Here is a 23,892-nt window from a genome sequence, read left to right as displayed (position 1 = left end):
GTGGCTGCTGGTCTGGCTGCTCAACTGCTACGAGTTCCTGGTCACGTTCTGAACCGGGGCCTCGTACGCGGGCGCCGGACGGCGGCCTGGCCGCTCGCGTGCCCACAACCCGGACCGCCCCTCCCCATCGTCCCGGCGACCTACTAGGTTGATCCCAGGGGACGATTCATCGGATGTCATGATCCCCCTCGTCTGATGAAGCTAGGAGCAGGAATGCGGATCGTACGGTTCACCAGCCCTCTGAGCAGCGCCGACGCGGTCGGGGTCGACGACGGCGAGCAGGTGGTCGAGCTCTCCGGTATCACCACGGTCGGCGAACTGCTCCGGCTGTCCTCCGACGAACTGCGGGAGCGGTGCGCGGCGGCCGACGGTCCGCGCCACCCGTCGGGCTCCGTCACCCTGCTGCCGCCCGTGGACGGCCGCATGGAGGTGTGGGCCGCGGGCGTGACCTACCGGCGCTCCCGCGAGGCGAGGGTGCTGGAGAGCGAGCGCGCCGCCGACGTGTACGAGCTGGTGTACGACGCCGAACGTCCCGAGCTGTTCTTCAAGTCCGTGGCCTGGAAGGTCTCCGGTGAAGGCGGCCGCATCTCCGTACGCGAGGACTCCGAGATCGACGTGCCGGAGCCCGAGCTGGGTCTCGTCCTGAACGCCCACGGTGAGATCGTCGGCTACACCGTCGTCGACGACGTCAGCTCCCGCACCATCGAGGGGGTCAACCCGCTCTACCTGCCCCAGGCCAAGATCTACCTGGGCGGTTGCGCGGTCGGGCCGGCGATCCGGCCCGCGTGGGAGGTCGCCGACCCGTACGCGCTGGACATCGCGCTCACCATCGTCAGGGACGGCGAGACCGCCTGGGAGGGCAAGGCCAGCACCTCCCAGCTCAACCGGCGGCTCGACGACCTGGCCGGCTACCTCTTCCGCGCCGACTCCTTCCCCGACGGCGCCGTGCTCGCCACCGGCACGTGCCTGGTGCCCGACCTGCCGTTCACGCTGCAGCACGGCGACACCGTCACCATCTCCATCTCCGAGGTCGGCACGCTGACCACCGGCGTGGTCCGCGGCCTCGACGCCATGCGCTGAGCGCCCTTCGGGCTTCGGCCCGCCAGGACGCGCCGCACCCGGTCCTGCCGGGCAGCGGCGCGTCCGGCGTGTGCGGGCGGGGTGTGTCCAGGTGCGCCTGCTGCGTTGTGCCTTCAGGCCGGGTGGTGCGGCGGGTCAGGGGTCGGTGGGGATGGTGGCGGCGGTGGCGCGGAGGGTCGCCGCGCGGCGGCGGAGATTGTCGGCGGTGGCCAGGCAGGAGTCCTCCAGGTCGGCCAGCTCGCGGCGGAGCCTGACCACCTGCGTCAGGTAACGCTCGGCGGCCGGCCCTTTCCAGTACGACTCGCAGTCGGCGGGCCGCGCCGGGATGCCGTCGAACGCGCCCGCCAGGCCCCTGGCGTACCGCATGAACGCGGCCGCCAGCGACTCCTTGTCGGCCGCCTCGCGAAGGAGGAGCTGGTGCCTGGTGGCCATGGGTCAGCCGCCCTCGGCCGCCGACCGGCCGCCCGGTGTGCCGATGACGGTGGTCCAGGCGCGTTCGCGCAGCCCGTCGGCCCCGGCGCCGGGCTGCAGCGCCTCGTGCAGCGCGGTGGCGAGCGCCTGAGCGGCGGCCGGGTCGGCGGTGGCGGCGTTCAGCAGGGTGCGCGACTCGCGCGGATGCTCGGCCAGCAGCTGCTGGAAGGCCAGCGGGTCGGCGGCGTACGGCTGGAGCAGGTCGCGGGGGCTCCACGAGGCGTCCTGCGGGCGGTTCAGCAGCGCCAGCGCGACCCGGTTGAGCACCGTGCCCGACTGCTCGGCCCCCGTGACCAGCGCCGCCAGTGCGGCGGACGGCGCGCTGTCCACCAGCTCGTGCCAGGCGTCGCCGAGCCGTCCTGTGCGTTCGGCGCTCGCGTACGCCCGCGCCAGCGGCCTGCCCTGTTCCCCGGGCAGCCCTTCGAGCAGCCGGGTGAACACCTCCGGGCCGAGCGCCTCCAGCAGCGTCGCCGCGTAGGCGGGGTCACCGGCCTCGCCCTCGATGGCCGCGACGGCCCTGGCGGCCTGCGGCCCTGCCGCGCCATCGCCCGAGGCCGAGATCGCCTGGGCCGCGGTCTCCGCCGCCTGCCGCGCGTCCGGCTCGGAGGGGAAGGGGAAGGTGGCGGTCAGCATGCCGCGTTCCCGCACCGGCACGAGCTGCTCGACCGTGTCGATGCGCCACGTCAGGTCCTGCTGGGACTCGTGGAGGAACATCCAGGCGCGGTGCATGGCGGTGGTGCCCTGGCGGCCCGCCCAGTCCTGGCCCGCCTCGGCGATGGCCGCGTCGAGGCCGGGCCGGGTTCCGCTCAGGTACGCCTTGACCGCCTCCATCCGGCGGATCAGCTCGTGCGCGCCACGGGGGTCGATCCCCACGAACTCCCCCATGAACTCTCCCAATCGGTGCTGTTGTGCCAAGGCGGGAGTCAAGCACACGAACCGGGCTCCGCGACACGCGTTTGCCGGAACGGGAATCGGTCGGCAGAGCCAGGGAGCACAGCGGCTCCGCTCAGGCGGTCGAGCCCTCCTTCTCGAACGAGCTGAGCGTCGGGTCGTAGTCGAGGGCGCCGATGTCGTACATCGGGGTCATCCAGTGATAGAAGTTGTCGCCCCGCTCCCGCAGCAGGTCGTACAGCCGCCGCATGAGACGCCGCCGCACGGGCGCCAGCTCGGGGTGCGTGTAGCGGTTGCTCAGCTCGTACGGGTCGGCCTCCAGGTCGTACAGCTCGTTGACCGACTCCGGGTTGACGATCAGCTTGTAGCGGTCGTCGCGGATCATCCGCTGCGGGTAAGGGAAGTGGTGGCCGTGGAACTCGGCCAGCAGCTCGGCGGGCCACTCGGGGTGTTCGCCGCGTACGAGCGGGAGCAGGCTGCGGCTGTCCACGGCGGGCGCGGTGTCGCAGCCGGCCAATTCGAGGATGGTCGCCGTGCAGTCGGTCAGCGTGACGAACTCGTTCCTGACCTGGGCCGGCTGCCCGGGGACGCGGATGATGCCGGGGATGCGGTAGATGTCCTCGTACATGGCCGGGCCCTTGTCGTGCAGGCGGTGGGCGCCGGTGAACTCGCCGTGGTCGGCGGTGAAGAAGACGGCGGTGCGGTCGGTGAGTCCCAGCTCGTCCATGCGGTCGAGGATGCGGCCGATCTGCCGGTCGATCAGCGTCACGTACCCCCAGTAGACGGCGATGAGCTTGCGGGTGACCTCGATGGGGATCGTGTCGAACGTCCAGTGCGCGCTGTAGTTGCGCTGCACCGGCGGCTTGCCCTCGAACGTCTCGGCGATCGACGGCGGCAGCTCCACCAGGTCGGGGTCGTACATGTCGAAGTACTCGTCGGGCAGCAGGTACGGCAGGTGCGGCCCGAAGAAGTGGGTGGCGAGGAAGAACGGCCGCCCGTCGGCGGCGTACCGCTCCATGTGCTCGATCGCCCTGGTGGCCAGGTAGTGCTCGAACGTGGCCTCTTCCGGCTGATGCAGCCGGGCGGCCAGCAGGTTGCCCTGGTTGCCGTTCGGAGTGGTGCCGCGGATCAGGTCGGAGATCCGGTACGGCGGCAGCCCCCGCTCCTCCAGGTAGGCCAGGTAGTCGGGGTGATCGACGGGGTTGTGCCAGCCGGGCAGGTCGGGCCCGTCGAAGCCGTAGGAGGCGGCGTTGCGGTGGGTGCCGCCGTGCCACTTGCCGATGAGGCCGAGCCGGTAGCCGCGCGCCTTGAGCGCCTCGGGGAAGGTGAAGGCGTCCTCGCGCAGGTCCTCCAGGTAACCGACGTTGCGCTCGTAGTTCGCCAGCAGCCGGTGCCGGAACGGCGCCTGCCCGGTGAGCAGGCTGGCCCGCGCGGGCGTGCAGATGGCGGTGGGCGTGTAGAACCGGTCGAAGCGGGTGCCGCTCGCGGCCAGCCGGTCGAGGTTGGGCGTGGCGACGTGCGGATTGCCGTAGCAGCCCAGGGTGTCGACGCGGTGCTGGTCGGTCATCAGGAACAGCAGGTTCACTTCGTGAAGGCCTTCGTGTAGAGATCGCCGGTGTAGTACGCGGAGGGGTCGGGCTTGGACGTGAGCTGGCCCGTGCTGACGAAGAAGTCGCCGAGGCTGTTCAGCCACTTGGCCACCGTGCCGTCCTTGGTCTTGGCGACCAGGTCCTCGGTGGTCATCGTCTGGACGTTGGCCGCGTCGGCCTTGACCTTGGCCGGGTCGAGCTTGAGCAGCCTGGCGGCCTCGGCGACGGCCTCGTCGGGGTGGGCCGCCCGCCAGTCGTTGGCCTCCTGCAGCACCTTGATCACCTTGGTGGTGAGCTCCTCGTCCGCGTCCGGCGCGCCGACGAACGCGGTGGGGAACGAGCTGTCCGGCCACTGCCTGGTGCTGGCGAGCTCCACCATGTCCGGCACCTGCTGCTTGATGTTGTCGATCAGCGGGTACCAGATGCCGGCCCCGTCGATCTGCCCGGACGCGAACGCCGAGACGACCGTCGCCGGGTCCATCGGCACCTTCTGGAGATCCTTGACCGACATGCCGGCCTTCTGCAGCGCCAGGTTGAGCACCATGTCGCCGGAGGTGCCCTCCGGCACGCCGACCTTCTTGCCCTTGAGGTCCTGGATCGACGTGATACCGGGGCGGCCGATGACGCGGTCGGCGTACGCGAGCGTGTTGATCGCGACGACCTTGGCCTTGCCCGAGGCGGGCAGCCACATCGCGCCGGGGCCGATGTAGCCGAAGTCGAGGTCGCCCGCGCCGAGCGCCTGGATCTGCAGCGGCCCGTTGGTGAACACCTTGATCTCGGGGGTGAGCCCCTGCTTGTCCCACAGGCCCTGCTTCTCGGCGATGGCGAGCAGGCTGGCGCCGTTGTAGTCGCTGATGTAGCCGAACCTGACGGTCGAACCGTCGCCGGAGCAGGCGGTGACGGACAGTGACAGCATCGTCACGGCTGTGGCGGCCGTCAGGGCGCGGCGAAGCAGACGCATGGCCGATCAGTCCTTCTTTCTCGAGCTTTCTCGTCTAGGGGGTTCAGGCCGCCGGCGCGGCGGGCGCCTGGTGGTAGACGGCGTGCCAGACCTCGTTGCGGATGCGCCCGAACTCGGGGGAGAGCCGCATCTCCTCGGTCCTCGGGTACGGCAGGTCGACGTCGATGACCTGCTGGATGCGGCCGGGCCTGGCGGCCATGACGATCACCCGGCTGGCCAGGTAGACGGCCTCGTCCACGTCGTGGGTGATGAACATGACCGTGCGCTGCTCCCTGCTCCAGGTGGAAAGGAGCCGGTCCTGAAGCCGCACCCTGGTCAGCGCGTCGAGCGCGCCGAACGGCTCGTCCATGAGCAGCACCTGCGGGTCCACCGCGTACGCGCGGGCGATCGCGCAGCGCTGCTTCATGCCGCCCGACAGCGTCTTGGGCAGCGCGTCGGCGAAGTCGGCCAGGCCGACCAGCTCGATCGCCTGCTGGGCCCGGCGGGCGCGCTCGCCGGCGGGCAGGCCCTTGAGCTTCAGCCCGAACTCGACGTTCTTGCGCACGGTCAGCCACGGGAACAGCGCGTACTGCTGGAAGATCACCCCGCGGTCGGGGCCGGGCCCGGTCACCGGGCGGCCGTCCACCAGCACCTCGCCGCCGGTCGGCTCCACCAGCCCGGCCGCCATGCTCATCAGCGTGCTCTTGCCGCAGCCCGACGGCCCGACGACGGTGACGAACTCGCGGTCGGCGATGTCCAGCGACACGTGGTCCAGCGCGGTGAAGACGCCGTCCTTCATCGGGTACGTCTTGACGACGTCCCTGAACGAGATCTTGTTGTTCATCGGCGCTCCTGCCAGTCGGTGAGGCGGCGCTCGGCGAGCAGCAGCAGGCGGTCCATCAGCAGGCCGAGCACGCCGATGGTGATCAGGCCCACGAAGATCGTGGACAGGTCGTAGTAGAGCTGCGCCTGCTGCATCCGGAAGCCCAGGCCCTCCTGCGCGGCGATCAGCTCGGCGGCGACCAGCGTGCCCCAGGCCGCGCCGAGCCCGACCCGCATCCCGACCAGGATGAACGGCGTCGAGGCCGGCACCACGACCCTGAGGAAGATGGTGCGGTCGGACGCGCCGAGCACGCGGGCGGCGTTGATCAGCGTCCGGTCCACGCCCACCACGCCCTGGAACGTCGAGACCACGCTCGACAGGAACGCCGCGAGGAAGATGACGAAGATCTTCGGCCGCTCGTCGATGCCCATGAGCACGATGGCCAGCGGGATGATCGCCAGCGGCGGGATCGTCCTGAAGAACTGCACGTACGGCTCCAGCAGGCCGCGCGCGGTGGCGTACCAGCCCATGAGGAAGCCGACGGGGATGGCGAGCAGCGTGCCGAGCAGGAAACCGATGAGGACGCGGCGCAGGCTGGCCAGGGCGTCGGTCACCAGCGTGCCGTCCGAGATCAGCTCGACCGCCCTGCCCGCCACCTCCAGCGGGTTCGGCAGTCCCTGCACGCCGAAGCCGGCCAGCGCCGTCCAGACGAGCAGGCCGGCGACGACGGCGACGAGGTTGAGTACGAGGGCGCGCCGCGAGCGCCCGGGGCCACGCCGCGCGGCCGGAGCCGCCTGCGCCTTGCCCGTCGCGGTGAGCTGGGTCATGGGTGGTGCCTCGATTGCGTCATGGTGAAGTGAGCCTCTCCGCGAGATCAGGCCCGGCCGGATAGCGGGAGAGCAGGGGAGATTCGTGCAGCACCAGGGCGATGCCGCCGAGGGCGCCCGCGGCCTCGCCGAGCGTGGCGAGACGCAGGCTCACCCGGTGGCGGGAGACCGGCATGATGTGGTCGTGCAGCGCCCGCTCGATCGGCCCGACCAGCGCGGCGCCGGTCTCGATCAGCTCGCCGCCGATCACGATGACGCTGGGGCCGATCGCGTTGCAGACGGCGGCCAGCACCTCGCCGATCTTGCCGCCTGCCCGCTCGAGCACGGCCAGCGCTCCCGGGTCGCCGGCCTCCACCGCTGTGACCAGCTCGCGCACGTCCCCGGCCTGTCCGCCGGAGGCGCGGTAGGCGTCGAGCACGGCTTTGATGGAGGCGACGGTCTCCAGGCAGCCTCTGCCGCCGCAGCCGCAGGGCGCGCCGCCGGGCTCGACCGTGATGTGGCCGAGCTCGCCCGACAGCCCGTACGCGCCGCGGTGCAGCGAGCCGCCGACCACCAGCCCGCCGCCGACGCCGTGAGACAGCCGCAGGTAGAGCACGTCCTGGCCGCCCGCGGCCGCGCCCCAGATGGCCTCACCGAGCGCGGCCAGCCTGGTGTTGTTGTCGAGCAGCACCGGGACGCCGAACCGCTCGCGCAGCAGCACCTGAGCGGGATGCGGCGCTCTCTCCCCGGTGGCCGGCGCGCCGCCGCCTTCCCGGCCGTCCGCTTCCTCGGCTGTGGGGCCCTCGACCTGGGCGCCGACCACGCCGACGCCGATCGCGTCGAGCGCCCCGAGCCGCAGCGCTCCCGAGCCGGTGCCGGTGAGCGAGCCGATGAGCCGCTCGGCCAGCTCGACCCGCCGCTCCCACGGCAGGTCGGCGTCGTGCGGCTCGCTCGCGGAGCCGACGATCTCGTGCGCCAGGTTGACGGCCGCGACGTGCAGGCCGCCCCTGGCGAAGTCGATGCCGATGGCCTGGCCGGCGTCGGGGTTGAGGGTCAGCGTCTCGGCGGGTCTGCCGCGGCCGCGCGGCGCTTCCTGCGGGGACGCGGTGACCACGGCGCCGCTCGCGACCAGCTCGGCGAGGATGTCGTACAGGGTCGTCCTGGACAGCCCGCAGCGCTTGCCCAGCTCGCCCCGGCTGAGGGGGCCGTGCTTGCGCAGCAGGCCGAGCACGAGCTCTTCGTGCCCGCGCCGCAGTTGCGACAGAGGGCCACTGGGTGGTGCCATGCGGAGAGTCTGCCGAGGCGTCCCGTTTTTCGTCAATAATCCGGAAAAAAAGAAGCGCGTGCCGCGATGTGAGCTCTGAGCTGGGATGACGCTGCTGCGAGGGGTTGCCCGGGCGGTCGTAACGTTCGCGTAACGGCCTGCCGCCGGGTGTGGACGCGCACCGTCGGTGAGGCCGCCGTCCGGCGATCGATCGCGCCCTGCGTTGTCACTTCAACGGTGCGCGGCTCTGCGGGGCTGTTCCGGCGCGGTGGTGCTGTGCGTGTCGCGCCGGCGTCGCGCCGTCCGGCATGCGCCCCTGTTCGCCGGTCGCACGCCCGCCCGGCACGACGCCGTCCCTGGCGTGGCGCCGTCCCCGGCGTGGCGCCGTCCCCGGCGCGGCGTCGCCCCCCCGCATGGCGTCGCCCCCGCATGGCGTCGCCCCCGCATGGCGTCGCCCCCGCATGGCGCCGCCCCCTGGCCGCAGAGTGGCGGCAGGGGGCGGCGAAGGGGAGCGCGGCGGGTCAGGCGCCCTTCTTGACGGCCATCTCGCCCAGCTCGGACCAGTCGTCCTGGGGGATGGTGGTGTTCACGATGCGCGGAGTCTCCGCCAGGTGCGGCGGGAGCGTCTGCTGAGCCTTCTTGAAGTGCTCCGACTGGACGTGGGCGGCCCCGGCCGCGTCGTCCCTGAACGCCTCCACCAGCACGTACTCGTTCGGGTCGTCGAGGCTGCGCGACCAGTCGAACCACAGGCAGCCGGGCTCCGCCCGCGTGGCCTCGGTGAACTCGCGGGTGATGTCCGGCCAGGCGTCGGCGTGCTCGGGCAGGACGCGGAACTTCGCGGTAATGAAGATCATCGATACCCCTCGATGTGAATCGTCAGGCGGCTCTATGGCTGACGATAGCGGCGGAGTATTGTCTTCATCTCATGTAGGAAATGTTGACTTTGTGGGCGATGGCTCGTAGCTTCATACGCATGAGTCAGGGCCCGCATCTCAGCTTGAGAGGCGTGACGCTGGAGGCCGGCGATCCCGCCGCCCCCGTCACGGTGCTGTCGGGCGTCGATCTCGACGTGCCCGGCGGCGAGCTGCTCACGCTCGTCGGCCCCAGCGGCTGCGGCAAGTCGACCATCTTCGCGCTGGTCGCGGGGCTCGTCCGGCCCACCCGTGGGCAGGTGCTCATCGGCGGCGTCCCCGTCACCGGGCCCGCGCTGGAGCGCGGCGTGGTCGTCCAGCAGCACGGGCTGTTCCCGTGGCGCAGCGCGCGGGCCAACGTGGAGTTCGGGCTCGAGGCCCGCGGCGTGCCCGGGCGGGCGCGCGACCGGCGGGCCCGCGAGCTGCTCGAGCTGGTGGGGCTGGCCGGGGCCGAGGAGCGTTATCCGTACGAGCTGTCTCTCGCGGACCGGCAGCTCGTCGCCCTCGCCCGCAGCCTCGCCTTCGACCCGGGCGTGTTGCTGCTGGACGAGCCGTTCGCCGGGCTGGAGGCGCGCGACCGCGCCCGCCTCGGCGCAGAGCTCGTCCGCGTCTGGCGGAGGACCGGCAAGACCGTGCTGCTCATCACCCACGACCTCGACGAGGCCGTCAGGCTGGGGCGTCGGGTCGCGGTGATGACGGCGGCGCCGGGCCGCATCAGAGAGATCGTGGACGCCGGCCCGCCGGGGGAGACCCCGCGGGCCCGGCCGGCGGCGTGCGGCCGCCGGCACGTGTGGAGCCTGCTGCGCGGTGAGGTCGCGGCGGCCAGGGAACGAAGGGTGGCGGCCGCGCATGGCTGACACGACACGACTGGACGAGCGCGACGGCGACGTCCACTGGTACGACCTGCCCGACGACGAGGCCGAGGAGGACTGGGTGAGCGACGAGGAACGACGGCCGGAGCCACAGGTGCGCGGCGGCCTGCTTCGCGTCATCGCGGCGGTGATCCGATGAGCGTCGTCGTCCTGGTGGGCAACCCCCGGAGCGGATCCCGCACCTTGACCGTGGCCGTCGAGGCCGCCAAGGCCGTCGGGCAGCGCATCGACGGGCTCGCGGCGGCGGACTCGTACGAGGTGATCGACCTGTCGGCGCTCGGGCCGCAGCTGTTCGGGCCCGGCGCGTCCAGCGGCGTGGAGGTCGCGCTGGAGCAGGTGGCCGAGGCGAGCGTACTGGTCGTGGCCAGCCCCACCTACAAGGGCACCTACACCGGGCTGCTCAAAGCGTTCCTCGACCGGCTGCCGCCGAACGCGCTGGCCGGGAAGCCGGCGCTGCCGCTGCTCGTCATGGGCGACGCCCGGCACGCGCTCGCGGTCGAGGTGCACCTGCGGCCGCTGCTGGTGGAGCTGGGCGCGACCGTCCCCACGCCGGGGCTGGCCGTGCTCGAGGCGGACCTGCCGAAGCTGGACGAGGTGCTCGCGGCCTGGGCGGAGCGCGTCGCCCCGCAGATCGCCCCCCAGGTCGGCTCGCGCATCGACACCCCCGCCTGAGCGGCGTTCGCGAGGGCGCGTCAGACCGCGGCGGCGGCCGGGTCCGTGGAAAGAGCAGCAGTGCCGCCGCCGCTCACATCGGGTCGCCACCCAAGGTGACCCGCCGCGTGAACGCTCCGTCCCGGCGGTGTGGGGGGCCGCCGGGACGGAGCCGGGCGTTCATACGCTGATCTCTCCGCCTTGACAAGATCTTGGCAGGCCCTGAGGACGTACCGGATCGACTGCGCAGGAATCCGCACAACGAACGTGCCGCGCGCCACACCTCAGCGCTTGACCCGCACCTGATCCACCGCGAACGGGACGAACTGCGGCGCCGCCGCCCTGGCCTGCGCGTTCCCGCCGGTGCCGCACGCCGCGCGCAGCAGGTACTCCAGGCTGGCGTAGTCGATCGCGTGCGGCACCACCTGGCCGTTCTCGTCCACGGTCTGGTACTTCGTCCTGTTGACGCCCATCGAGACCTGGCGCTTGCCGTCCTCGCTGGTCAGCGACTCCGTGGCCATGCCGAACACGCTGCCGCTGTGCCCCCAGAACCGGCCGCACGGCAGGTCGTAGGCGTAGATGCCGAGCCCGTAGTCCAGCAGCCCGCCGGCCGCCACCGGCACCGTCTTCCGCATCTCCGCCAGCTCGGCGGGACCGATCAGTTCGCCGCGCAGCAGCGCGCGGTAGAAGCGGTTGAGGTCGTCCATCGTGGACGTGAGCGCCCCGGCCGTGTTGAGGAACGACACCTCGTAGACGCTGTAGTCGCGCGGCGGGTCGATCAAGCCGAACAGCGACTCGTACGCCTTGGAGTGCGGGCCGGGGATGAACGGCGTGCGCGGGAACGACGTGTGCCGCAGGCCCGCCTTACGGATCACGTGGCGCGTGATGTACTCCTCGGGCTCCATGCCCGTGACCTTCTGCAGGATCATGCCGGCGAGCACGTAGTTCGTGTTCGAGTAGACGCCGGGCGTGGACCCGGGCTCGCCCGTCGCCGGGGCGTCGAGGCCGAGCCTGGCGACCTCCAGGCGGGTGAAGCGGCGGAAGCGGTTGTCGTCGAGGCTCTGCGGCGAGCCCTCGTACAGCGAGGGGAACGCGGGGCCGACGAAGTCGGCGATGTGGCTGGTGTGGTTGAGCAGCATCCGTACGGTGATCCGCTGCCCGCGCTCGCCCGGCACCACGTCGGGCAGGTAGCGGCCGATCGGGGCGTCCAGCTCGACCGTGCCGCGCGCGACCTGCTGGAGCAGGGCGACGGCGGTGAACGTCTTGGTGATGCTGCCCACGCGGTGCACCATGCCGGAGGTGACCGGGCGGTTCGTCCGCACGTCGGCCACGCCGGAGGCGCCCTGCCAGCTCTTGGCGCCGTCGCGTACCGCGCTGTAGATGCCGTACATGCCGGCCTCGTGCACGGCGCCGAGCGCCTGGCGCAGAGCCTGCCGGTCGAGCCCGGTGCCGGACCCGGCCTCGGCCGCCTGGGCGGGCGTTGCGGCGACCAGGACGCCGAGCGACATCGCGACGGCGGCGGCGCGGCGGACGGCGGTCTTTCTCAACTGTCGCATCGTCATGCCGCCAGCATGATCGAAAGCGGCCCCTTCAGGGCAGTCGCCGGTGTCACGAGGTCCGTATGACACGCGTCATATGCGCCGGGACAGTACGCTGCAATCCCTGCCCGAAGCCCACGAGAGGACGATCGCGGATGCCCCACGCGGCGCGGCCCACGGTCACGCTGCACGACGTGGCCGCCGCCGCGGGCGTGTCGATCTCCACCGCCTCCCGCGTGCTCAGCGGCAGCACCAGGAAGGTCGCACCCGAGTACGAGGCCCGCGTCCTGGCCGCCGCGAAGGCCCTGCGCTACACCGCCGACGCCGCCGCCAGGGCCATGCGCAGGGCGGGCGACTCCATCGCGCTGGTCGCCGACGACCTGACCACGCCGTCGATGGGCATGGTGGTGGCCGCCATGGAGCGGGAGGCCAGCACGGCAGGCGCGTTCGTCACCGTCTCCGCCACCATGGGCGACGCCGAGCGGCAGGCCGAGACCGTGCGCGTGCTGCGGGCGCTGCGGCCACGGGCGCTCGTCGTCACCTCCAACCGGTACCTCGCGAGCGCGCCCGGCGACCGGCTGGCCGAGGAGCTGCTGTCGTACAAGCGGGACGGCGGCCGGGCGGTGATCTTCGGCGACACCGACCTGCCGTTCGACGCGATCGGCTTCGACAACCACGGCACCGGGCGGAGCGCGGGGGAGTACGTGGCCGGTCTCGGGCACCGGCGGGTGGCGATCCTCGCCGGCACGCCCGGCATGCGGAACCTGGCCGATCGCACGGCGGGCTGCGTCGCCGGGCTCACCGCGGGCGGTGTACGCGAGCGCGACATCCTCATCGTGCCCTGCCCGGTCAGCAGGGACGGCGGCTTCGCGGCGGCGCGCGAGCTGGCCGCCGCCGGGATGGACGGGCGGGAGGCCGTGCTCGCGGTCAACGACACCATCGCCATCGGCGCCCTCTCCGGCTTCCGGGAGGCCGGGATCGACGTGCCCGGCGACGTGTCCGTGACGGGCGTGGACGACATCCCGCTCGCCCGCGACGTCACGCCGCCGCTGACCACCGTGGCGCTGCCGCTCGCCGAGGCGGGCGCGCGGGCGATCCGCTTCGCCCTGGCCGATCCCGGCCCGATCCGGCACGTCCGCCTGACCGGCCGCCTCGTCGCCCGCGCCACCACCCGCCCCCGCCGCTGACCCTCCCGGGCCCGCCTCGTCGCCCGCGCCGCTTCATCGCCCGCGCCGCTTCATCGCCCGCGCCGCTTCATCGCCCGCGCCGCTTCATCGCCCGCGCCGCCGACGCGCGGCGAATACGTACCGGTGTCCCGAATGTCCACTCTTGACGCTCCTGTGACAGCCGGGGCAGACTGCGGAATACGTTTTCCCATCACGGCCGTGCCGGCCACACGAGCGCTCCCGGCAGGGCCGCCGGCCGAAAGCGACCGCGCCGTTCCCCGGCGGCGCGCGACCGACCCCCGGACGAAGGAACACATGTCTCGACAGCAGTACCGGGCCGCGATCATCGGCACCGGAGGGATCGCCCATGCCCACGCCAGGGCCGTGCAGAACTCCGGAGGACGGGCGGAGCTCGTCGCCGTGGCCGACGTGGACGCCGGCCGGGCCCGCGAGTTCGCCGACAAGTACGGAGTCCCCCACGCCTACACCGACGCCGAGGAGCTGCTGCGCGAGCAGGAGCTCGACGTCGCGCACCTGTGCACGCCGCCCCAGCTCCACGCCCCGCTCGCACTGGCCTGCCTGGAGGCCGGGGTGACCGCCCTGGTGGAGAAGCCGCCGACGCTCTCACTCGCCGAGTTCGACCAGCTGATCGAGGCCGAGAAGCGCACAGGCGCGCACGTCGCGACCGTGCTCCAGCACCGCTTCGGCGCGGGCGCGGCCCGGCTGCGCCGCCTGGCGGACGCCGGAGACCTGGGCCGCCCGCTGGTGGCCACCTGCCTGACCCAGTGGTATCGGGGCGAGGACTACTACGCGGTCCCGTGGCGCGGCACCTGGGAGTCGGAGGGCGGCGGCCCCACCATGGGGCACGGCATCCACCAGTTCGACCTGCTGCTGTCGGTGCTCGGCCCGTGGACCGAGGTCACCGCCATGGCCGCCCGCCAGGCCCGCCCGGTGGAGACCGAGGACGTGTCGATGGCGCTCGTGACGTTCGGGAACGGCGCCATGGCCACCGTCGTGAACTCGGTGCTGTCGCCGCGCGAGACCTCCGTGCTGCGCTTCGACTACGAGCACGCAACCATCGAGGTCGAGCACCTGTACGGCTACACCGACGACGACTGGACGGTCACCCCGGCGCCCGCCCACGAAGAGATCAAGACGGTGTGGGAGTCCGACCGCACCGAGGGTTCGAGCGGGCACAGCGGCTGGTTCGCGGCCGTGCTCGACGCGCTCGACCGGGGCGAGAAGCCGCCGGTCACCACCGAGGACGCCCGCCGCACGATGGAGTTCATCGCCGCGCTGTACGCCTCCGCCTTCACCGGCGAGCGGGTACGGGCCGGGCAGATCACCGCAGACAACCCCTTCGCCCGCAGGATGGACGGCACGGGCGCACCTTGGAGGAACCAGTGAACTTGCAGGCCACCCACACCCTCGGCAGGTCCGTCGCGGTCACGGCGGGCGACGTCGAGCTGTTCACCTACGTCTACCGCCCGGACACGCCGGTGCTGGAGTCGCCCAAGCCGTACCTGCACCCGGTCCGCACGCTCGGCGGCGCGCTCGTGTCGCTCTACCGGCCGCACGACCACGTCTGGCACAAGGGCATCGCCTGGTCGCTGCCGCACGTGGGCGAGCACAACTTCTGGGGCGGCCCGACGTTCACCGACGGGCGCTACGTCCAGCTCGACAACAACGGCAGCGCCGTCCACCGCGAGATGACGAAGCTCACGGCCGACGGCGGCCGGGTCGAGATCGCCCACACGCTCGGCTGGACCTCCCAGGCCGGCGCGCCCATCATCGAGGAGGAGCGCGCGCTGAGCGCGTCCGTGGTGGACGGCGACGCCTGGACGCTGGTCTTCGAGACCACGATGACGAACGTCTCCGGCGCCACGCTCGACTTCGGCTCCCCGACCACCAAGGGCCGCGAGAACGCCGGCTACGGCGGCCTGTTCTGGCGCGGTCCCCGCTCGTTCACCGGCGGCATCATCCAGTCGCCCGGCAAGGCGGGCGGCGACGAGCTGCGCGGCGAGCGCGCCGAGTGGTTCGGCTTCCGCGGCCGGCACGACGAGACCGGCGAGTGGTCCACGATCGTCATGGTGGACGACACCGCCAACCCGCAGCATCCGCCGCAGTGGTTCGCCCGCTCCGAGTACTTCGCCTGCTTGTGCCCCGCGCCGTTCTTCAGCGAGGAGGTGCCGCTGCCCGACGGGCAGAGCCTGCGCTTCCGGTACGCGGTCGTCATCGCCGACGGCGACCGGGGCGAGGACGGCACGGCCGAGCTCGCCGCGCGGGGGAGGGAGGCGCTGCGATGACCGCCGCTCCCGGGGCCTTCCCCGGCGGCACGTCGGTCAGCCGCCTGTCGGTCTACTCCGGCAACGCCTGCGCCGACGGCCTGGAGGGCGGCACGCCGCACCTGCACACCGCCTCCACGGAGGCGTACGTGGTGATCGGCGGCGAGGGCGCGCTGCAGACGCTGGACGCGCGCGGCCTGCGCGAGACCGAGCTGCGTCCCGGCACCACCGTGTGGTTCACGCCCGGCACCATCCACCGCGCCGTCAACAGGGGCGGCCTGGAGGTGGTGGTCGTGATGTCCAACGCGGGGCTGCCGGAGGCGGGGGACGCGGTCATGACGTTCCCACCGGACGTCGTGGCCGACCCTGACCGCTACCGCGAGGCCGCCACGCTGCCCGCCACCGATGTCGAGGAGGCGGTGCGCCGCCGCAGGGAGCTGGCCGTCGAGGGGTTCCTGCGGCTCGTGGACGGCGGGCCCGGCGCGCTGCGCGCCTTCTACGACAGCGCGGTCGCGCTCGTCCGCGGCCGGGTGGGGGAGTGGCGGGGCATCTGGGAGCGTACGGTCGCCGAGGAGACCCGCCGCACCTCCGCCGTGCTCGACGCCCTGGAGCGCGGCGACGGCGGTCACCTGATGGACGCGGCGCTCATGGAGTCGCCCGCGGAGGAGCGGTGGGGCATGTGCGGCCACCTGCGCGCCCACGACGTCACCCACCCCGTCGTCCGCACCCGGGCGTGAGCGGTGAGCGGCGTGGCTGACGGGCCGCAGGGGCAGGCCGCGCCGCCGACCCTGCACGACGTCGCCAGGGAGGCGGGGGTCTCCGTCGCCACCGCCTCCCGGGCGCTCAACGGCAGCGCCCGCAACGTCCGGGCGGAGAACGTCGCCCGCGTCCGCGCCGCCGCGCAGCGGCTCGGCTACCGGCCCCACCTGTCCGCCCAGGCCATCGCCAGGGGTTCGACCAGGACCGTCGCGCTGGTGGTCCGCGACGTGGCCGACCCGTACTTCTCCGCCATCGCCGCAGGGGTGATCGAAGAGGCCGAGGCCGCCGGGCTCATCGTCACGATGGCGGTGGCCGGCGGCTCGCCGGAGCGCGAGCTGCAGATCGTCAGGACGCTCAGGGGCACCCGCCCGCGCGTCGTCATCGTCACCGGCAGCCGCATCGACGGGGCCGGCACCAGGGACGCGCTGGTGGAGGAGCTGGAGGCGTACCGGACGGCGGGCGGGCGGGCCGTCATGATCAGCCAGCGGGACCTGCCGTACCCGACCGTGACCATCGACAACGCGGGCGGCGCGGCCGAGCTCGCCCGCGCCCTGCTCGGCGCGGGCTACCGGCGCTTCGCCGTCCTCCACGCCCCCGCCGCGCTGCGCACTTCGCGCGAGCGGCACGAGGGATTCCTGGCCGGGCTCGCCGGGTCCGGCGTGCCCGAGCCGATCGCGGTCGAGACCGACTTCACCCGCGACGGCGGGTACGCGGCGGCACGGCGGCTCGCCGAGCGGGGGATCGGGGACGTCGACGCGGTGTTCGCGGTCAACGACGTGATGGCGATCGGCGCGATGACCGGGCTGCGCGAGGCCGGGGTGAGGCCGGGCCCGGACGTCGGCGTGGCCGGGTTCGACGACATCGCGCCCGCCGTGGACGTCGTGCCGGCGCTGACCTCGGTCGCGGTGCCGCTGCGCGAGGCGGGCGCGGCCGCCGTACGCCTCGCGCTGCCGGACGGCGACACCGGTTGCGAGGCCGGCGCCCGCGAGGCCGGGGTGCGCCTCCCCGCCCGCGTCATCCTCCGCGCCAGCACCCCACCCCGCTGACCGTCACCGGCGAGGACGGGGCCGCCGAGCCGCGCCGCCCCTTCTCATCTCCCACCCGATGATGCGGTGCGCGGTGGCGGAGCCGTCCGGCAGGCTCGCGGGCATGAAGGGCTACGACGACCTGATCCGCGAGGCGCTGGACACCCCCTTCGAGGGCTGGGACTTCTCGCTGTTCGGCGACCGCGTGACGCACGAGGGGGGCCTGCCGTGGGACTACGAGACGATGGTGCGCGACCGGCTCCCTGCCACGAAGGCGCTGCTCGACCTGGGCACGGGCGGCGGCGAGCTGCTCTCCTCGCTCGCCCCGCTGCCCCCGCGCACCGCCGCGACCGAGGAGTACGCCCCCAACGTCCCGGTGGCCAGGGCAAGGCTGGAACCCCTCGGCGTCGAGGTGGCCGAGGGCACGGCCGCGTTCGATGACGCCTCCTTCGACCTGATCATCAACCGGCATGAGTCGTACCGGCCGGAGGAGATCCGCCGCCTCCTGACCCCCGGCGGCACGTACCTCACCCAGCAGGTGGGCGGACGCGACCTGGAGGAGCTGAACGCCGCCCTGGCCGCCCCGCCCCACGAGGACGCCGCATGGAACCTCGCCGGCGCCGTCGCCGGCCTGCGGGCGGCGGGACTCGACGTCGTGTGGAGCGAGGAGGCCGCCTTCACCACGACGTTCCACGACATCGGGGCGCTCGTGCTGTTCCTGCGGCTGATCTCGTGGCAGATCCCCGGCTTCGACGTGACGGCGTACGACGCCCGCCTCCGCTGCCTGCACGAGGAGATGACCCGAGGGCGCCCGCTCAAGGCCACCGCCCACCGCTTCGCGCTGCTGGCTTGCCGACCCGGCTGAGGTGCTATTCCACGACATTTCCACGTTATTTGAAGGGACCTCGGGATCCTCCGGACGCGCCCTAGTGTGTCCGCGGACACGTATGCGCACGAAGTTCGCGGGAAGTGAAGCAGTGGCCGTTCGGTGGCGGAGCGCGGCGGGGCGGCGGGCGGCGGGGATCGTCGCGGCCGCGCTGGCCGTCGCGCTGGTAGGAGTGGGCCTGTTCCTGGGCACGGGTGTCTCCAGTGCCCGGCCGAAGCTCTCCGACGTGGGCGCCTGGCTGGCCAGCGCGCTCAACGGCGAGGTGGTGCACGCCAACGGCCTGTCCGGGCAGCTCGACGGCCGGGTGGACCTCGCCTCCGCCGACGGGCAGGAGCTCAAGGTCGTACAGGACGGCGACAACGTGCTCGTCATGGACGAGTCCACCGGCCAGGTCAGCCGCATCGACCCCACCCAGCTCGAGGTGGCGCAGACCGGCAAGCTCGGCGCGGGCGGCATGCAGCTCGTGATGGGCGCGGGCAAGGCGTACGCCATCGACCCGCGCGGCGGCACCGTACAGCAGCTCAACCCGCTGACGGTGGACACGATGGGCGCCCCGATCACGCTGAAGCCGCCGCTCGGGCAGGGCGGGCTGGACAAGAACGGCACGCTGTGGGTGCCCGTCCCCGAGGAGGGCACGCTCGTCCAGATCAACGGCGATCAGAAGGGCAAGGCGGTCACGGTCGGCGAGCCCGGAGACCCGCTCACGCTGACGATCGCGAACGGTGTCCCGCTGGTCACCAACTCCGCCGCCGCCACCGCCCTGGTGATCGGCGGCACCGGCACCAGGCTGCAGGTCAGCCTGCCCAGCACGATCACCGATGCGGGCGGCGCCGGCCTGCTCGTGCCCGCCGTCGCCGAGAGCCAGGTGGTGCCGGTGCTCGCGCCGAAGCAGGGCGCGCTCGTGCTGGTGGACACCTCCACCGGCGCGCTCACCACGGTCGCGGTCAAGGGCGGCAAGCTGGGCGCGCCGCAGGCGCTCGGCCGCCGCATCTACATCCCCGACGAGAGCGCGGGCAAGCTCATCGTGTACGACACGGTGGCCAAGCGCTTCGAGGCCGACCGGGTCGTGACCGGCAAGTCGGGCCCGCTGGAGGTGTTCGTCAAGGACGGGCTGCTCTGGGTGAACGACCAGTTCAGCGAGGTCGCCCTGGTCATCGAGGAGGACGGCAGGCAGCACCGCGTCGGCAAGTACGACGAGGCGCTCGGCCAGAACGACACCCCGACGCCGCTGCCCGAGCCCACCAACGTTCCGACCGTCGTGCGGCCCACGGTCGTCACCACGGCGACCACGAACGTCCCGACCGCGACGACCACGGTGCCCGCGCGGACGACGACCGCCGTGCCGACGGTGACGGTCACCGCCACCCCCACGCCGACGGTCACCCATACGCCGACTCCCACGCCGACCCCGACACCGACTCCGACCCCCACGCCGACGCCGACGGTCACTCCCGACCCGCCGGGCGGTGTCACCGCTAACTCCGGCCCCGGCTGGATGGAGATCGTCTTCACGCCCTCGTCCAAGGGCGAGGTGACCGGCTACCGGCTCAAGGGCGGCCCGAGCGACGGCGACGTCACGCCGTCGCAGGTCAGGCCGGACGGGCCGTTCCAGTTCCGGGTCACCGGCGGCAGGTGCGACCAGGAGTACACGTTCCAGGTCGTCGCCGTGTACGACGGCGGCGAGGTCGAGTCGGCCCCGTCCATCCCGGTACGTCCCTGCGTCGCCCCCGGCGCACCCTCCGGCTTCACCGCCAAGGGCAAGAACCACGGAGCCGACCTCACCTGGTCGGCCCCTGAGAACGCGCAGGACGGCGTCACGTACATCCTGGAGGGCCCAGGACAGCACCCCGCGCAGCCGGAGGGCACGAGCGCCGAGGTGACCGGGCTCAAGAACGGCCAGAGCTACACGTGGACGCTGCGCGCCAGGAACGAGGCCGGCGAGAGCGAGGAGCGCGCCGAGGCCACCGCCGACCTGAAGCCGCCGTCCGCCCAGTTCAAGAACGCGAACAACGACGACGTGAACACCCTCATCCGCTCCGCGCCCGGCGGCGGCGAGGTGGGCAAGATCCCGAAGGGCGTGTACATCACGCTCACCGTGCTCTGCCAGCAGAAGGGCCCCGCCTACACCGACGAGTACACCGGCCAGAGCAGCGACGTCTGGAACAAGATCGAATCGCAGTACGGCAACGGCTGGCTCAACGACGTGCTCGTGAACACGCCGAAGGGGGGCTTCCCCGCCGCCCCGCTCTGGGAGTGCGAATGATCACCCGCGCGGGGTGGGGCCTCGCCGCGGCATCGGCGCTGGTCTACGCGGCGGGCGCGCCGCTCGGCTACGGCCAGGCGGCGGTCCTCGCGGTGACCGGGCTGGCCGCCGTGGGCGCCGGCGCGCTGTGGACCCTGCGCGGCGCCCGGCTCGAGGTGCGGCGCGAGGTCACGCCGGTCAAGGTGGCCCGGGGCGAACCGGCCGTGGCCGTCCTGCACGTGCGCAACGCCGGCCGGTGGCGGCACTCCGGGCTGGTCGCGCGCGACACCTGCAGGGACACCACGGTGACCGTGGACGTGCCGTCGCTGGCGCGGCGGTCGGCGCGCACCGTGTCGTACCGGCTGCCCACCCGGCGGCGCGGGCGCACGCAGGTGGGGCCGCTGCTGCTCGACCGCGGCGACCCGTTCGGGCTGGCGCGGCGCTCGATCGCGTACGGGCGGGCCGACGTGCTCCTCGTACGGCCCCGCACCGTGCCGCTCACGCCGCTGCACTCCGGGCGGCGCCGGCACCTCGACGGGCTCGCCTCCCGCTCCGCCCCGGCCGGGGCGAGCAGCTTCAACGGCCTGCGCGAGTACGTCATCGGAGACGAGCTGCGGCACGTCCACTGGCGCTCCACCGCCAGGACCGGCACGCTCATGGTGAAGGAGCTGACCGACGTCAACCTGCCGGACACCGTCGTCGTGCTCGACACCCGCGCGTCGTCGTACGAGGGGGACGACGCGTTCGAGCTGGCCGTGGACGTCGCCGCGTCGGCGGCCTGCGCCGTCGCCCGCGACCGGTTCCCCGTACGGGTGCTCACCGGGGACGGCGAGCTGCTGCACGCCAAGGGCGGCCCTGGCGAGGACGAGGAGGTCCTCGACCGGCTCACCCTCGTGGAACGCTCGGACCGCGCCGAACCCCCGCGCCACGCGCTCCGCCAGGCGGGGGCGGGCGGAGCGCTGGTGCTGGTCAGCGGCGACCACGCGGCCCTGGCGGACGCGGCGGCGCTGCGGCGCCGCTTCGACCAGGTCCTGTTCGTCCGCGTCGGCGCGCCCGCAGCGGATGGCGGGCCCCGTGCCGCCGGGGTGACGGTCATCGAGGCGGCCGACCTCGGCGAGCTGGCGGCGGCATGGCCACGCTGACCCCACCCCCACCGGCCCCCGGCGGCCCCTCTCCCGACGGCCACCCGACGGGACACACCGCGGCCACGGGACGACCGCCCTCCGGCACCGCGGGTCCCGCACCCGCGCAGCCTTCCGGCGCGACGTTCGCGCAGGCCGCACCGGCGCAGTCCCAGGTTCCGGGACAGCCGCCGTCCCGCTCCGCCCCGGCGCAGACCTCCATGCCCGCGCCCGGGGAGAGCAGCCCGGCGTCCGGGCCGGGCGGCGGGTTCGCCGCTGCCGGGAGTGGCGCGGCGCCCGCCGGAGGAGCACCCGGTTCGGGCGGTGCGGCAGGACCGGCCGGGCGAGGCGACGCGGCGACGGCGGCCGCCGACGGGACCTCGGCCGGGCAGGGCCGCGAAGGCGGGTCCCGATCGGGCGCCGGGGAGCGGGAGTCCGCTGGGCGGAAGGCGGCGGCCGTCGTCGTGGCCGGGCTGCTGGCGGCCTGTGCCGGGCTGGCGTTCGACGGGGTGTTCCCGCTGGAGTCGCTGCTGCCCGTGGTCGGGCCGGCGGCGGGCGGGCCGTGCGTGCTGGCGCTGGCGCTGTCGGGGCGGTTGCCGCTGTGGGGGACGATCCCGATCAGTGTGCTGGCCTGGCTGACGACGGTGTCGGCGACCCTCTTCAGGGAGCAGGCGTGGCTCGGGTTCCTGCCCGGACCGTCCGCCGCCGGCGCGGCGTTGACCGGTGTGCGCGACGCGGGCGGGTGGCTGCTCACCACCATCCTGCCCGCCGCCCCGGGCAGCCCCGCGATCGTGCTGGTCAGCTTCCTGGTCTGGGCCGCCGCGACCGTGGCGGCCGAGCTGGCGCTGCGCCGTCGTGCCGCGATGCTGCCCGCCGTCGCCGCGCTGCCGGTGTTCGCGGTGGCCGTGGTGCTGGGGGTGGCCGGGGGCGGGACGGTCGTGCCGTACGCGGCCTGCTTCGCGGGCCTCGTCCTGCTGCTCGGCCTGGTCAGGACCGGCAGGTCGCCGCTCGCCGTGGCGGCGGGGGTGCCGGTCCTCGCCCTGCTGGTGCTGGCCGCCACCGTCGTGGCGCCCGTGCTGCCCGTCGCCGAGCGGCCCTTCGACGTACGGACCCTCGTCGAGCAGCCGCCACCGCGGCCGATCAAGGGCGTGAGCGCGCTCGACCAGGTGTCGGCGTGGCTGCAGAACCCGCGGCGCGAGCTGTTCACGGTCGAGACGTCGTCCGACGCGAACCTGCGGCTGGCCGTCCTGGACACCTTCGACGGTGTGAGCTGGACGTCCAGCGCCGGCTTCGTCCCCACGGGCGGACGCGTGCCCGGCGCCGACGACGCCGCGCGCGAGACCGTGGAGCAGCGCTTCACCGTGCAGAAGCTGCCGGGCCCGTGGCTGCCCGCCGCCGACAGGCCGCTCTCCGCGACCGGTACGGACCTCGTGGTCGATCCCGCCACCGGCATGCTGGCCAGCACGCAGGCGCGGGAGGGCCTGACGTACCGCGTGACCTCAGGAATCCGGAGATATCCGGCCGCCGAGCTGCGCCACGCCACCCCCGCCGACGACCCGGAGCAGCGCCGCCTCCCCGACGGGCCCGACGGCCGCACGCCGCCGCAGCGCGCCCGCCTCGGCGAGATCGCCCGCCGCGCCACCAAGGGAGCACGCAGCCCTGGCCAGCAGGCCGCCAAGCTGGCCTCCTACCTGCGCAAGCACGCCGTGAACGACGTCAACGCGCCTCCCGGGCACAGCTACCGCAGCATCGAGTTCTTCCTGACCGAATCGAAGCGGGGGACGACCGAGCAGTTCGCCGCGTCGTTCGCGCTGCTGGGGCGCGCGCTCGGGCTGCCCACCAGGATCGTCGTCGGGTTCCGGCCGGGAGAGGAGAAGAAGGGCGGCGTCCGGCAGGTGCGCGGCGGCGACGTGCTGGCCTGGGCGGAGGTCGAGTTCGACGGCATCGGGTGGGTGCCGTTCTATCCGACGCCGTCCCGTACGCGCTCCGGCGACGGCGGCGACGTCGCCGAGGGCGCGCCCAAGCAGGCCAAGGAGATCGAGCAGGCCATCAACGACTCCGCCGGTCAGGCCGAGCCGACGCCCAAGCCTTCCACCGACCGCCCCACCCCGCCGCCGGTCCCCGACGAGGACGCCTCGGCCGGGCCGCTGATGTGGCTCGCCGCCGGTGGGGGCCTGGCCGCCGTCTACCTGCTCGCCGTAGCGATCGTCCCCGCCGTACGCCGGGCGCGCCGCCGCAGGGCTCCTTCGCCCGCCGCCCGCGTCGTCGGAGCCTGGCGGCAGACCGTCACCCGGCTCCGCACGGCCGGCCTGCCCGTCACGACGGGGACGCTGACCGCCGGTGAGGTGGCGTTCCTGGCGGAACGGGCGCTGGACCCCGCCGCCCGCGAACCGCTCACGGCCCTCGCCGAACTGGCCAACCTCGCCACCTTCGGCGACACCCCCGTGGACGCCGCGGACGCCGACCTCGCCTGGCGGCACTATGCCGCTGTGGATGCGGTGGTGAAGGGGAAGGTGGGGGTGCTGCGTCGGGCGGCCGGGCGGCTGTCGCCGGTGTCGCTGTTCGGCTGAGG

Annotated in this window: 22 protein-coding genes; 13 read left to right on the top strand and 9 right to left on the bottom strand. The window is 73.4% G+C overall.

Translation table 11 applies throughout. The features are described 5' to 3' along the window. The first annotated feature begins 213 nt into the window (after positions 1-213). Positions 214-1,080, top strand: coding sequence for a fumarylacetoacetate hydrolase family protein (locus AB0K67_RS11035; RefSeq protein ID WP_364056454.1), 867 nt, complete (start codon positions 214-216; stop codon positions 1,078-1,080). 135 nt (positions 1,081-1,215) lie between these two features. On the opposite strand, the gene AB0K67_RS11030 is transcribed toward AB0K67_RS11035, so the two are convergent. The 8 genes from AB0K67_RS11030 to AB0K67_RS10995 all read right to left on the bottom strand — a co-directional run bounded on the left by AB0K67_RS11030 (position 1,216) and on the right by AB0K67_RS10995 (position 8,718). Beyond that, entirely contained in the window at positions 1,216-1,512 is a 297-nt protein-coding gene (locus AB0K67_RS11030; RefSeq protein ID WP_364056451.1) for a hypothetical protein, read from the bottom strand. 3 nt (positions 1,513-1,515) lie between these two features. Next, positions 1,516-2,436, bottom strand: coding sequence for a hypothetical protein (locus AB0K67_RS11025; RefSeq protein ID WP_364056448.1), 921 nt, complete (start codon positions 2,434-2,436; stop codon positions 1,516-1,518). 121 nt (positions 2,437-2,557) lie between these two features. Continuing rightward, positions 2,558-4,027: a sulfatase-like hydrolase/transferase gene (locus tag AB0K67_RS11020; protein ID WP_364056445.1), complete on the bottom strand. Its 1,470-nt coding sequence runs from the start codon at positions 4,025-4,027 to the stop codon at positions 2,558-2,560. Continuing rightward, positions 4,024-4,992: an aliphatic sulfonate ABC transporter substrate-binding protein gene (locus AB0K67_RS11015; RefSeq protein WP_364056442.1), complete on the bottom strand. Its 969-nt coding sequence runs from the start codon at positions 4,990-4,992 to the stop codon at positions 4,024-4,026. Before AB0K67_RS11015 ends, AB0K67_RS11020 begins: the two co-directional genes overlap by 4 nt. 43 nt (positions 4,993-5,035) lie before the next feature. Beyond that, a complete protein-coding gene (locus tag AB0K67_RS11010) occupies positions 5,036-5,815 on the bottom strand; it encodes an ABC transporter ATP-binding protein (protein WP_364056439.1) in 780 nt (259 codons plus the stop codon). Beyond that, entirely contained in the window at positions 5,812-6,621 is an 810-nt protein-coding gene (locus AB0K67_RS11005) for an ABC transporter permease (RefSeq protein WP_364056436.1), read from the bottom strand. The genes AB0K67_RS11010 and AB0K67_RS11005 overlap by 4 nt, the downstream gene beginning before the upstream one ends. 19 nt (positions 6,622-6,640) lie before the next feature. After that, positions 6,641-7,885, bottom strand: a complete 1,245-nt coding sequence (locus AB0K67_RS11000; RefSeq protein WP_364056433.1) for an ROK family protein — start codon at positions 7,883-7,885, stop codon at positions 6,641-6,643. A 500-nt stretch (positions 7,886-8,385) separates the two neighbouring features. Further along, positions 8,386-8,718, bottom strand: a complete 333-nt coding sequence (locus AB0K67_RS10995) for a putative quinol monooxygenase (protein ID WP_364056431.1) — start codon at positions 8,716-8,718, stop codon at positions 8,386-8,388. A gap of 152 nt (positions 8,719-8,870) precedes the next feature. Here AB0K67_RS10995 and AB0K67_RS10990 point away from each other — a divergent pair, with 152 nt between their 5' ends. Genes AB0K67_RS10990 through AB0K67_RS10980 form a run of 3 tightly spaced genes read left to right on the top strand, consistent with a single transcriptional unit; the run spans position 8,871 to position 10,319 of the window. Continuing rightward, on the top strand, positions 8,871-9,632 hold the full coding sequence (locus AB0K67_RS10990) for an ABC transporter ATP-binding protein (protein ID WP_364056428.1): 762 nt from the start codon (positions 8,871-8,873) through the stop codon (positions 9,630-9,632). Beyond that, positions 9,625-9,786 (top strand): hypothetical protein, encoded by a 162-nt coding sequence (locus AB0K67_RS10985; protein WP_364056425.1) that lies wholly within the window; start codon positions 9,625-9,627, stop codon positions 9,784-9,786. Before AB0K67_RS10990 ends, AB0K67_RS10985 begins: the two co-directional genes overlap by 8 nt. Continuing rightward, complete coding sequence (locus AB0K67_RS10980; RefSeq protein WP_364056422.1) at positions 9,783-10,319, top strand: NAD(P)H-dependent oxidoreductase; 537 nt, start codon at positions 9,783-9,785, stop codon at positions 10,317-10,319. Before AB0K67_RS10985 ends, AB0K67_RS10980 begins: the two co-directional genes overlap by 4 nt. Positions 10,320-10,582: 263 nt before the next feature. Here the strand turns inward: AB0K67_RS10980 and AB0K67_RS10975 are convergent, their stop codons facing one another. Continuing rightward, positions 10,583-11,860 (bottom strand): serine hydrolase domain-containing protein, encoded by a 1,278-nt coding sequence (locus AB0K67_RS10975; protein ID WP_364056419.1) that lies wholly within the window; start codon positions 11,858-11,860, stop codon positions 10,583-10,585. Between the two features lie 131 nt (positions 11,861-11,991). Here AB0K67_RS10975 and AB0K67_RS10970 point away from each other — a divergent pair, with 131 nt between their 5' ends. From AB0K67_RS10970 to AB0K67_RS10930, 9 genes are all read left to right on the top strand, one after another. Beyond that, positions 11,992-13,023 (top strand): LacI family DNA-binding transcriptional regulator, encoded by a 1,032-nt coding sequence (locus AB0K67_RS10970; RefSeq protein ID WP_364056416.1) that lies wholly within the window; start codon positions 11,992-11,994, stop codon positions 13,021-13,023. A gap of 294 nt (positions 13,024-13,317) precedes the next feature. Next, complete coding sequence (locus AB0K67_RS10965; protein ID WP_364056413.1) at positions 13,318-14,409, top strand: Gfo/Idh/MocA family oxidoreductase; 1,092 nt, start codon at positions 13,318-13,320, stop codon at positions 14,407-14,409. Next, positions 14,406-15,308 carry a PmoA family protein gene (locus AB0K67_RS10960; RefSeq protein WP_364056410.1) on the top strand — a complete coding sequence of 301 codons (903 nt, stop codon included), beginning with the start codon at positions 14,406-14,408 and terminating at the stop codon, positions 15,306-15,308. The genes AB0K67_RS10965 and AB0K67_RS10960 overlap by 4 nt, the downstream gene beginning before the upstream one ends. Next, entirely contained in the window at positions 15,305-16,024 is a 720-nt protein-coding gene (locus tag AB0K67_RS10955; RefSeq protein ID WP_364056407.1) for a cupin domain-containing protein, read from the top strand. Before AB0K67_RS10960 ends, AB0K67_RS10955 begins: the two co-directional genes overlap by 4 nt. A gap of 12 nt (positions 16,025-16,036) precedes the next feature. Further along, positions 16,037-17,092 carry a LacI family DNA-binding transcriptional regulator gene (locus AB0K67_RS10950; protein WP_364056404.1) on the top strand — a complete coding sequence of 352 codons (1,056 nt, stop codon included), beginning with the start codon at positions 16,037-16,039 and terminating at the stop codon, positions 17,090-17,092. Between the two features lie 73 nt (positions 17,093-17,165). Then, a complete protein-coding gene (locus AB0K67_RS10945) occupies positions 17,166-17,936 on the top strand; it encodes a methyltransferase domain-containing protein (RefSeq protein WP_364056401.1) in 771 nt (256 codons plus the stop codon). Between the two features lie 112 nt (positions 17,937-18,048). Then, positions 18,049-20,220, top strand: a complete 2,172-nt coding sequence (locus AB0K67_RS10940; protein ID WP_364056398.1) for a hypothetical protein — start codon at positions 18,049-18,051, stop codon at positions 20,218-20,220. Continuing rightward, positions 20,217-21,341 (top strand): DUF58 domain-containing protein, encoded by a 1,125-nt coding sequence (locus AB0K67_RS10935; protein ID WP_364056395.1) that lies wholly within the window; start codon positions 20,217-20,219, stop codon positions 21,339-21,341. The genes AB0K67_RS10940 and AB0K67_RS10935 overlap by 4 nt, the downstream gene beginning before the upstream one ends. Then, positions 21,329-23,890, top strand: coding sequence for a transglutaminaseTgpA domain-containing protein (locus tag AB0K67_RS10930; protein ID WP_364056392.1), 2,562 nt, complete (start codon positions 21,329-21,331; stop codon positions 23,888-23,890). The genes AB0K67_RS10935 and AB0K67_RS10930 overlap by 13 nt, the downstream gene beginning before the upstream one ends. The last annotated feature ends 2 nt before the right edge of the window (positions 23,891-23,892 follow it).

Source organism: Nonomuraea sp. NPDC052634 (assembly GCF_040678535.1).
Lineage (GTDB): Bacteria > Actinomycetota > Actinomycetes > Streptosporangiales > Streptosporangiaceae > Nonomuraea > Nonomuraea fastidiosa.
This window is presented reverse-complemented; position numbering and strand designations above follow the sequence as displayed.

What these genes read in the sequence shown, in the direction of transcription:
- AB0K67_RS11035 (WP_364056454.1), top strand. Translation starts at nt 214, where the DNA reads ATGCGGATCGTACGGTTCACCAGCCCTCTGAGCAGCGCCGACGCGGTC.
- AB0K67_RS11030 (WP_364056451.1), bottom strand. Translation starts at nt 1,512, where the DNA reads ATGGCCACCAGGCACCAGCTCCTCCTTCGCGAGGCGGCCGACAAGGAG.
- AB0K67_RS11025 (WP_364056448.1), bottom strand. Translation starts at nt 2,436, where the DNA reads ATGGGGGAGTTCGTGGGGATCGACCCCCGTGGCGCGCACGAGCTGATC.
- AB0K67_RS11015 (WP_364056442.1), bottom strand. Translation starts at nt 4,992, where the DNA reads ATGCGTCTGCTTCGCCGCGCCCTGACGGCCGCCACAGCCGTGACGATG.
- AB0K67_RS11010 (WP_364056439.1), bottom strand. Translation starts at nt 5,815, where the DNA reads ATGAACAACAAGATCTCGTTCAGGGACGTCGTCAAGACGTACCCGATG.
- AB0K67_RS11005 (WP_364056436.1), bottom strand. Translation starts at nt 6,621, where the DNA reads ATGACCCAGCTCACCGCGACGGGCAAGGCGCAGGCGGCTCCGGCCGCG.
- AB0K67_RS11000 (WP_364056433.1), bottom strand. Translation starts at nt 7,885, where the DNA reads ATGGCACCACCCAGTGGCCCTCTGTCGCAACTGCGGCGCGGGCACGAA.
- AB0K67_RS10995 (WP_364056431.1), bottom strand. Translation starts at nt 8,718, where the DNA reads ATGATCTTCATTACCGCGAAGTTCCGCGTCCTGCCCGAGCACGCCGAC.
- AB0K67_RS10985 (WP_364056425.1), top strand. Translation starts at nt 9,625, where the DNA reads ATGGCTGACACGACACGACTGGACGAGCGCGACGGCGACGTCCACTGG.
- AB0K67_RS10980 (WP_364056422.1), top strand. Translation starts at nt 9,783, where the DNA reads ATGAGCGTCGTCGTCCTGGTGGGCAACCCCCGGAGCGGATCCCGCACC.
- AB0K67_RS10975 (WP_364056419.1), bottom strand. Translation starts at nt 11,860, where the DNA reads ATGACGATGCGACAGTTGAGAAAGACCGCCGTCCGCCGCGCCGCCGCC.
- AB0K67_RS10970 (WP_364056416.1), top strand. Translation starts at nt 11,992, where the DNA reads ATGCCCCACGCGGCGCGGCCCACGGTCACGCTGCACGACGTGGCCGCC.
- AB0K67_RS10965 (WP_364056413.1), top strand. Translation starts at nt 13,318, where the DNA reads ATGTCTCGACAGCAGTACCGGGCCGCGATCATCGGCACCGGAGGGATC.
- AB0K67_RS10955 (WP_364056407.1), top strand. Translation starts at nt 15,305, where the DNA reads ATGACCGCCGCTCCCGGGGCCTTCCCCGGCGGCACGTCGGTCAGCCGC.
- AB0K67_RS10935 (WP_364056395.1), top strand. Translation starts at nt 20,217, where the DNA reads ATGATCACCCGCGCGGGGTGGGGCCTCGCCGCGGCATCGGCGCTGGTC.
- AB0K67_RS10930 (WP_364056392.1), top strand. Translation starts at nt 21,329, where the DNA reads ATGGCCACGCTGACCCCACCCCCACCGGCCCCCGGCGGCCCCTCTCCC.